The following is a 9,518-nucleotide window of genomic DNA, read 5'->3' as shown; positions in this document are numbered from 1 at the left end:
AGTTTCGTTCCGCGAAATTTAGACAAGTACACACGTTTTCTTGTACTTTCTATAATTTCAAGGCGAAACGGCGAGGACGGGTTTTTGTCCGAATCAAACCGACGGTAGATTCGTGTCCGCACTCCCCCATAGGCTACTGCATAGGATGGAGAAAAGGAAATTATTTAAATCGGAGGGATTGCCATGAATGTGCAACAGCAGGCGGGGCAAAATCAGGCGCTGTATCGGATGGATCCAACGACGCAGCGAAACTTGAAAAGGATTCAAGAGCATATGGAGACGCTATGTCAAAACCATGCGCATGCGTATGTTCGCGTGGAAACGGTCGACGGCGATGTTTTTGAGGGGTCGCCCGTCCATTGCGAGAAGGGGATTTTGTATTTGCAAATGCCGAGTAACGGCACGAATCGCGCCTTTGTTCCCGGTTTTCAAAACAATGTCGTCTTGCCGCTGGTGCTGTACAATTTACTTGTCATTTCCTTATTGTACTGAATTGTACTGATTCTCTAACGAACGGAGTGAAGTGAAATGGCATTTATGCCGCCGCAAGGGCCGCAAGGCGTCCAGCAGGCCCCTTCTTCCCCTCCTCCCCAATTTACACCGCCGCAGCCCGCCGTGACCTCGTTTGCCGTCGACCCTGGCGCGATTTCGGGCTGTTTATTTCGCAACACCTTTGTGTGGCTGAGGAACGGGAATGCGTTCTGGTTTTTCCCGACCTTTGTCGGGCGCACCTCTGTCGCGGGCTTTCGATGGACCGGCCGTATGTGGGTATTTACGGGCGTCGAGCTACGGAGCGTTGTGTCTTTTACCTGTTTTTAGACCAGGCCAGGCGGGTTCTCGACAGGAGGACCCGCCTGATGCGGAATGCAAAGCGAACCTTTCCCTCGCCGAAGCACATTTCGCCGTATAGCCTCACATTTTACGCTTATTTTCGCCGGTGGAGCGAATCCCGCCTGCCTATACAGCCTGCTGCACCCTACGGCGCGTCCCCTTCCTGCTGCATGCCCGCCGGAACGAACGCCTCGCCCAGCCACACATCCTGCTCCAGGAGCCGCTGCTGCAGCTCGGGCACGGAGATGCCGCGCGAGCCCGTCCCGCCACGGAGCGCCAATGCCGCCGCCGTCCCCGAGGCCTGCCCCATGGAGAAGCAGTTCGGCATGACCCGCAGCGAGCCCTGCACAGCCCGGTCCGAGGAGGCGCTGCGCCCGGCCACCCACAGGTTGTCGATGCCCCTCGGCAGCATTACCCGGTACGGCACGCCGTGCGACACGCCCGGGGGCAGATGGTTGAAGGTCATCTCGCTCTTGCTCGTCGCCAGATGAATGTCGATGTAATACGCATTGCGGGCGATATCGTCGGGGAACGAACGCGCCTCGAGAAAGTCGTCGACCGTCAGTGTATAGTCTCCCTCGATCCGCCGCGTCTCGCGGATGCCGAGCTGCTCGCCGCTGGCCACCAGATGCGCGTGCTCGAAGCCGGGCACATACCGCCGGAAAAACTCCAGCTGGCGCTGCGCCGTCCGGCGCCCCTCGATCGCCCCCCGCGTCAGGTCCTCGGCCCGGGTGCCGTCGACGCCGAACACATGGCCAAAGTTGACCCCGACCAGGTAATCGCTGACCCAGGCCAAGCCGGAGATCGACTTGCGGCCCTCGGGCAGCGCGCCCTCCGCCATCGCCCGCTCCACCGTCTGGTGCAGCTGCCCCGTGTCCCCGCTCTCCTCCAGGAAGCGCTTGAACCGCGGGCGGTCCACATGGGCCAGCAGATAGCACATGCTGCCGGGCTGGAGCTCGCCCGAATCGCCGCCCTTGTGGAACGGCACGCCCGCCAGCGCGGCCACGTCGCCGTCGCCCGAGCAATCGATGACGTAGCGGCAGGGGACGAAGGAGCGCCCGCTCTTGTTGACGAGCACGACTCCCTTGATCGTCTTGCGATCCTCTGACAGCACGACCTCGTATACAAAGCTGTGGTACAGCGGCGTCACGCCCGCTTCCAGGATCGCATCGTCGTACACCCGCTTGAGCACCTCGGGGTCGATCGGCACCCAGTCCAGCGTCTCGCGGTACTCCGCTTGATAGGCCGGCTCGCAGGCCTGCTTCATGCGCTCCATCAGCTCCATGCCGATGCCGCGGATGATCGGCTTGCGCTTGTCCGTGAACGGGCAAAAGGCGGGCACGAGCGCAACCGTGCCCATGCCGCCGAGGAAGCCGCGTTGCTCCACCAGCATCGTCTTCGCGCCGCCCTTCGCCGCGGCGATCGCTGCCGCCACGCCGGCGGCGCCGCCGCCGATCACCAGCACCTCCGCCTCGGGAGCGACCGGGATGCGGGCGGACGGCAATGTCATCTGTTCGTTCATGTTAGCCTCCACTTGATTAGCCTTTGACCGATCCGGCCGTCACCTGAATGAACGACTTGTTAGCCACCATATAGACGATCAGCATCGGCAGGATCGACAGGCAGGCCCCCGCCATCATGAGATGGATCTGCATCGCCGCGGATGCGCCGTAGCGCAGATTGGCCAGCCCGACGGTGAGCGTCTGCAGCTGCGGATTGGTCATCGTGAATACGAGCGGCAGGATGTATTCGTTCCAGGCATGCCGGAAGGCGAACAATCCCGCTACGCCGAGCCCCGGCGCCAGGAGCGGCAGGATGATGCGGAAGAAGGTCCGGGCGAATCCGGAGCCGTCCACCATCGCCGCTTCGTCGAGCTCGCGGGGGATGGCCTTGAAGAAGCCCAGCAGCATGAAGAACGTGCTGGAATGGGCGCTGATCAGAATCAGGATCACGCCCCACAGCGTCGTGTTCAGATGCAGCGCGACCATCATCTCGAATTGCGGCCGCAGCACGATCGCGCCGACGGAGATGAACATCATCGACGCCTGGACCATCACATACAGCGACTTGCCGGGGAAGGTGCGCCGGTCCACGACATAGGCCGCCATCGCGGCAACCAGCAGCGTGCCGATCGTCACCATCACGCTGACGAAGGCGCTGTTCCAGGTGTAGCGGGCAAAATTGGCCTGCTTCCAGGCTTCCGCGTAATTGGCAAATTGCAGCTTGGACGGCCACAGGGTGCCGCCGGTCATCATTTCGGCGCCGGTCTTGAGCGAGCCGGTCAAGGTCATCAGGATCGGGAATAAGGTCAGGACCGCCGTGAGCAACAAAAATGCCCACATGATCGTACGGCCTGCCACTTTGGTTAATTTGTTCATCGGCTGAACCTCCTGCACGCCTGTAGCCTTTCGTGCTCCATCATGCTAGTACATTTTGTTCATCTTGCGACTCAATAAGAAATACAAGCCTGTAATGGCGCCGACAATCACCGCAGTGGCGAAGCCGACGGCGCTGCCGTAGCCGAGCTGCTGCTCGACGGGCGAGCCGGTCGATACCGGGAACAACAGCTTGTAGAGATAGAGGTACATGACCTCGGTCTTGCCGATCGGCCCGCCCTCCGTGATCAGCATGATGCTCTCGTAGCCCTTGAGGGAAGCAATGATCGCCAGCATGATGACCAGTTGGGCGACCGGTGCCAGCATCGGCAGCGTAATGCTCCACAACCGCCTGCTGGCGCTGGCGCCGTCGATGGACGCGCTCTCGTACAGATCCTGCGGAATGCCCTGCAGCCCCGCCAGGAACAGCAGCATATAGTTGCCGACCGCTCCCCAGACCGCCACCAGGATGACCGTCAGCATCGCATACTTCGGACCGAGCCAGTCGATCGGCTGTCCGATCAGGTGGAGCTTCATCAGCACGGTATTGACCATGCCGTTGTACGCATTGAAGATCGTATAGAATACCACCGAGATGACGGCGGTACTGATGATGGTCGGCACGAAATAAATGCCGCGCAACAGACCCGCGCCCCGCAGCTTGCCGTTCAGGAAGACGGCCAGCAGCAGCGAGACCGGCAGCGTCAGCACCAGCTTGCCGCCGGCGTAGACGAAGGTCTGCCCGACCGATTCCCAGAATTGCCCGTCGCGCATCAAGCGCTGAAAATTGTCCAAGCCGATAAACAGCGGCTCGCCGTAGCCAGCATAGTCGTAGAACATATACCGCAGCATCCAGATCAGCGGGTACACGCCCAGCGCTGCCGTCAACACGATGCTCGGGGACAGGAACCACACATTTTCCCCCAGCCGCTTCCATTTCATGCTCATGATCCCTTTCCTCCTCGGGGGAAAGAAAAGGGGCCCCCGCCCAAGCTCGTGCGGCAGCCCCATCCCTTACCGGTTATTCGCCTTGCGGGTTGGCCGGGTCGAAGTCAGGCATCGGCGTCACGGACACCTCGCCTTTTTCGATCGCGCTTGCCAGGGCCGCATTGTACCGGGTATTCAGGTCCTCCGCGATGGCGCCCACGTCTCCGCCTTCAATCATATACTTGAAGTACGCATCCGCGTAGCCCGGTCCCTCCGGCGTCACCGTCGGCGACACAGGCCAGAGCGAATCATGCTCGCCGACGAGGAAGCCTTCCATGCCCGCGATGTCCGGGTCGCCGGCTTGCTCGACGATGCTCGGCACAATCGCGATGCCAAAGCCCTTCTCATGATACGTCGTCAGGATCTCGTCGCCGTACATGTACTGCATGAATTTGAAGGCCGCTTCCGGATTGGCCGATTGCGCGCTGATGCCGAGCCACGTGCCGGCCGAGACGATCTCGGACGTTCCCTTGATCTCTCCATCCAGACTCGGAGCCAGGGCGCCGCCCCAGTTGATGTCGGTCGGGAATTGATCCGTGTAGACGCCCGGCTCCGTCGAGAAGGAGAGGTACATGCCGATCTTGCCGGCGGCAAATTGCGCGCGCAGCGGGTCGATGTCGAGCGATTCCGCGCCCGGCAAAAAGCTGCCGTCCTCGTACATTTGCTTGAAATATTCGATGATCTGTCCGTAAGGCGCGAAATCGAACTGTCCCGTCTTCAGATCGAAGCCCAGTCCCTGATGTCCGCTCAGGGAGAGAATCTCCCGGACGGAGCGGTCGAAGGCCGATTTTGGGCTCTTATAGTTCAGTGCAAAGCCGTAGATACCTTTCGACTTGCCCATCTCGGTGATCGCTTTGGCATCGTCCACCATCTCTTGCAGCGACGCGGGCGGGCTCTCGATTCCCGCTTTGGCGAAGAGGTCCTTGTTGTAGACGAGTCGCAAGGTGAGACCGGTGTTGGGCAGGCTGTACACCTTGCCGCCAAAACGGTTGACGCCGTCCAGCAGCAGGTTGCCGAACTTCTCGTTCAGCGCATCGGTCATGTACGCGTCAATCGGCGCAAGGTACCCTTTTTTGAAAAAGTCGGGCGTGTTGCCGCTCTTGAGACGCAGCACATCCGGCGCCTGATTGCTTGAGAACGCAATGTCCACGCTTTGCGTATAATTTTCGGACATGACGGTCAGCTCGACCTGAATGTTGTCTTCGTTCGTTGCGTTGAATTCGTCGACCAGTTCTTTGATGTACTCCTGATCGTGACGGTCGTCCGTCCAATACTTCAGCTGCACCGGCTCGCCGGCCGGCGTATCAGGCGTTGCGTTGTTATTCCCTGTGTTAGTGGCCGCGTTGTTCGTATCGCCGCCATTGCCGGTGCCCGTGTTGCTTGTCCCGTTCGTGCCGGAATTCCCGCTGCAGCCTGCGATGACAAGAGCCAGTACGAGCGCGAGACTGAGACCTACCCATTTTTTTTGCATCCCGTTTACCCCTTTAATTGATGTTGGATTGATGAGCTCGAATTCAGTATAGCCCCTCCGGCACGAAAAGGGAGTGCGGCAAATCCACTCTCGAGGGATAGAATTCTATAGTCTGCAGGTCATGCGACTCAAGACTCCGGCTGCTCCGCATGATAGCTCTCTCTGAACTCCGACGGCGTCTGACCGGTGACCTTTTTGAACATCTCGCTGAAGTACCGGCGCTCCTCGTAGCCGACCGCCGCCGCCACCTCCTGGACCTGGGCGCCCTCCACCAGCAGCAGCTTCGCCTTCTGAATACGGGCCGACGTCACATACTGCGTGACGGTCATCCCGGTCACCTGCTTGAACAGACTGGAGAAGTAGCTCGTGCTCAGATGCACGTGCGCGGCGCATTCGCCGACTGCCACATCCTCGGACAGGCGGCCCTTGATGTAATCGATTGCGCGATAGATCACCTTCTGCCCTTCGGACAGGCTGTTGCGGCGTACCAGGTCGGCCCCTCCCTTGCACAAGTCCAGCAGCCGGCCCTGGAGGGCCGCCAGCGGCTGACCTGCGGTCCCCTGCACCGTGCGGAACGTCTGAATGAGCGGCTGAATATCCGCATACGGCACCATTTCGTAAAAGGTGCGAATCGCCGACGCGGCCAGCTCGTCGTACAGATTCAGCAGATAATCCGGATTGTGCGGCGCACTTCCGGTCTGCAGCGCACCGGCGATCGCCGTCAGGATCGCCTCGGTTCGCTCGACGTTGCCCGAGCGCAGGGCGAGCAGCAGATCGTCCTTGTACTCCAGCGCCAGCGGCTCCTGGCTGCCGCTCTGGTGGATCGCCTCATACGCGATGGCGGCGTTGCCTTCGGTGAACAGATGATGGGAGAGCGCCCGCTGCGCCTGACGATGGGAATCCGGCAGCTCGCCAATCGCCTTCACCCTGCCGCCGACCCCGATCGACACCGTGAACTTGGTATAGCGCGCGATGTTGCGGCAGCACTGCTCGGCGATCGCAATCGGACTGGAGTCGGGGCTGTCATTCATGACCGCCAGGTATTGATCGCCCTGGGTACGGAAGACGATGCTCGGCCCGCATGCGGCCAGCGTCTCCTCCATGATATTCAACAGCGAGAAGCGAATCAGCTCCGTCTCCCGCATGGAGGGCTCGGCCGCCTGCTGCGGGAAGCGGTCGATCTCGATGCGCATCACCACGAAGCCGCGCGGCTGCAGCGGGATATTCAGGAACGTCCAGCGCGCCCGGGCCTCCTCCCACGAGGTGCGATGATTGACGAGCAGCGCCACATACTCTTGTCGCAGTACAGGCATGCTCTCGCGGAGCTTGTGCTCCATCTCGCGCAGATCGAGCCGCTGTGATCGCTCCCGGGCCACCTCCGCCTGGGCCCGCAGCACCACCGCGCGGATCTCCTCCTCCGAGAACGGCTTCACCACGAAGTCGAACGCGCCGAGTTGCACCGCCTGCTGCGCGTAGTCAAAATCGGCGTAGCCGCTGATCAGGATGAACTTGCAGCCCTGGTTCTCCTCCAGCACCGTGCGCAGCATGCGCAGCCCGTCCATTCGCGGCATCCGGATGTCGGTGATGACCACGTCCGGACGCAGCTCGCGAATCAGCGCCAATCCTTCCTCGCCGTTGCTGGACACGCCCGCGACCCGAACCCCGTGCGCCTCCCAGTCCAGCGCGGTCAGTCCGTCGACCACGCTCTTGATATCGTCGATGATGCAGAGGCTGATCGCCCTAGGCATGCTCATCCCACTTTTCCCCTTTCCTCGGCAAAGCAATCCGAATCTCCGTGCCGCGCTCCGGCGCGCTGTCGATCTGCAGGTCCGCCTCATCCCCATAGTAGAGCTGGAGCCGGCGCATCAGATTGGACACCGCGTAGCCCTTGCCCGACTCCAGGCCGGAGGCGGGCGAATCGCCGGGCGCCGCCCCGGCTGCGGCGACAAGCGCGCGCACCTGCGCCTCGTCCATGCCGTTGCCGTTGTCCCGTACAACGATCGCCCAGCGGCTCTCCCCGGCCTCGGCAATCTCGATCGATATGCGGCCGCCTTCCTTGAGATCGCGGAAGCCGTGCAGGATGCTGTTCTCCACCAGCGGCTGCAGCAGAATGCGCGGCATCGAGCAGGCTGTCAGCTCCGGCTCGCGCACCTCGATCGTATACGTGAACAGGCCCTCGTAGCAGCTCGACTGCAGCTCCAGATACTGGCGCACATGCTCCAGCTCCCTGGCCAGCGTCGTGATCTCCCGGCCGTTGTTGAGCCCCAGCTGGAACAGACGCGACAGCGACAGCACCATCTGCTGCGACGGCTCGATCTGCTTCAGCTTCAGCTTCCAGTAGATCGTGTTCAGGGTATTGTAGAGGAAGTGCGGGTCCATCTGGGCCGAGAGCGCCTTGATCTCGGCAGTGCGCTTATGCGTCTGCGCATCCGTCACCTCGTCGATCAGCACGACGATCTGCTCCAGCATCCGATTGAGGCGCAGGCCCACCTGCCCCAGCTCGTCGCCGCTGCCGCTCGCGAAGCGGGCGGTCAGATCGTTCTGCTCCACGCGCTTCATCACCTTCATCAGCCCTTGCAGCGGTTTCAGCAGATACCGCGCGAAGGCGCCCGAGACGAGCAGCGTGACGAGCAAGGCCGCCACCGCCACGCCGGCGATCAGCCATTTGACCACGACCAGATCCCGCAGCACGTCGGCCCGGGAACGAATCGTCGTCATCGTCCAGTCCGCGATGTTCAGGCGCGCATAATTGAGCAGGTAGGTTTCGCCGGATAGCTCGAAGGATTGACTGCCCTCCTCCAGGCGCATCATGCGCGGCAGATTTCCGTCCTCCACCGCCTTGCGGACGAGCGGCTGCTGCACGGGATAGACTGTCTCGCCGTCCGCATTCAGCAAGAAGCTAAATGCATCGTCGCCGGAGTTGCCCTGTACCAGCTGGCGAAAGCCGGCCTCGCGAATATTGACCACGATGTACACCCCGCTCACCGGCGTATCGAAAATCGGCTGCAGAATGAGCGAGATGACACGCTCCCCGCCGGAGAAGAGCTGGTCCTCGTGTCCGCCGACCCACATGTTCTTCTTCTCCCGCTCGATGCGCGCGTACAGGTCGGTATCCGCGAAGGCGATGCCGCGATTGCGATTCATCGACGAGGGATAGAATTCGCCGATCGGCGTCGATACGTAGATCGAGTGGATCAGCGGTTCGGCAATGCGCGCCTGCGAAAAAACATTGTCGAGGTCGTTGAGATGCTTGTAGTACCGGCTGTCCTCCGAGGCGACGACGTCGCGAAGCATATCGTAGAACGGCTGGCTGATCATGAACGTCATCATGATCAGCATCAGCTTGTTCAGCTTCTCGTCGACAATCTGGGCAGAGCGGGCCACCGTATCGCGCGTCAGCTTCAGCGCATTTTGCTCCAGCGTCACGGCCGATATGGTATACGACAACCCGCCGGTCATCAGGATCGAGAGCACGATGACGGACAAAAAGGCGATTTTGAGCTTATTGCCAAATGATTGTCTGCTAAAAGATTGCAAGCGCTTCACGCCTTCCGTTAGAATCTCGTGCTTCGATTATGGCACGCCCGATCGCTGGTTGACAATCAAGGCGAAACGAGCAAGCCGGCCTTTGGCAGCACAGCGTGTTTCGTTCCGCGACATCGAGCGCCTCCTGTTCTACATGGGAAACGTTGAACGCGCTCGATTTCAAGGCGAAACGAGCAAGCCGGCCTTTGGCAGCACAGCGTGTTTCGTTCCGCGACATCGAGCGCCTAGCGGTTGCCACAGCGGCTATTGTGCCCGAATAAGCAACATTTTCATTTTAACGGTTGCCACAGCGCCTATTTCATTAAATT

The 9,518-nt window shown here is 60.9% G+C and carries 7 protein-coding genes; 1 reads left to right on the top strand and 6 read right to left on the bottom strand.

Annotated elements, in window-relative coordinates:
- Positions 1-183 precede the first annotated feature (183 nt).
- Positions 184-492 carry a hypothetical protein gene (locus tag IDH44_RS20325; protein WP_190920653.1) on the top strand — a complete coding sequence of 103 codons (309 nt, stop codon included), beginning with the start codon at positions 184-186 and terminating at the stop codon, positions 490-492.
- Positions 493-976: 484 nt separating this feature from the next.
- On the opposite strand, the gene IDH44_RS20320 is transcribed toward IDH44_RS20325, so the two are convergent.
- From IDH44_RS20320 to IDH44_RS20295, 6 genes are all read right to left on the bottom strand, one after another.
- Positions 977-2,353, bottom strand: coding sequence for an FAD-dependent oxidoreductase (locus IDH44_RS20320; protein WP_190920652.1), 1,377 nt, complete (start codon positions 2,351-2,353; stop codon positions 977-979).
- Between the two features lie 16 nt (positions 2,354-2,369).
- On the bottom strand, positions 2,370-3,209 hold the full coding sequence (locus IDH44_RS20315) for a carbohydrate ABC transporter permease (RefSeq protein ID WP_190920651.1): 840 nt from the start codon (positions 3,207-3,209) through the stop codon (positions 2,370-2,372).
- 45 nt (positions 3,210-3,254) lie between these two features.
- Complete coding sequence (locus IDH44_RS20310; RefSeq protein ID WP_190920650.1) at positions 3,255-4,154, bottom strand: carbohydrate ABC transporter permease; 900 nt, start codon at positions 4,152-4,154, stop codon at positions 3,255-3,257.
- A gap of 73 nt (positions 4,155-4,227) precedes the next feature.
- Positions 4,228-5,664, bottom strand: coding sequence for an ABC transporter substrate-binding protein (locus tag IDH44_RS20305; RefSeq protein WP_190920649.1), 1,437 nt, complete (start codon positions 5,662-5,664; stop codon positions 4,228-4,230).
- A gap of 128 nt (positions 5,665-5,792) precedes the next feature.
- On the bottom strand, positions 5,793-7,418 hold the full coding sequence (locus IDH44_RS20300; protein WP_190920648.1) for a response regulator: 1,626 nt from the start codon (positions 7,416-7,418) through the stop codon (positions 5,793-5,795).
- Positions 7,405-9,201 carry a cache domain-containing sensor histidine kinase gene (locus IDH44_RS20295; protein WP_190920647.1) on the bottom strand — a complete coding sequence of 599 codons (1,797 nt, stop codon included), beginning with the start codon at positions 9,199-9,201 and terminating at the stop codon, positions 7,405-7,407. The genes IDH44_RS20300 and IDH44_RS20295 overlap by 14 nt, the downstream gene beginning before the upstream one ends.
- Positions 9,202-9,518: the final 317 nt, after the last annotated feature.

Source organism: Paenibacillus sabuli, from assembly GCF_014705605.1.
GTDB classification, from domain to species: Bacteria; Bacillota; Bacilli; order Paenibacillales; family Paenibacillaceae; genus Paenibacillus_D; species Paenibacillus_D sabuli.
The sequence above is the reverse complement of the archived record's forward strand: the minus strand, read 5'-3'. Positions and strand labels throughout refer to the sequence as shown.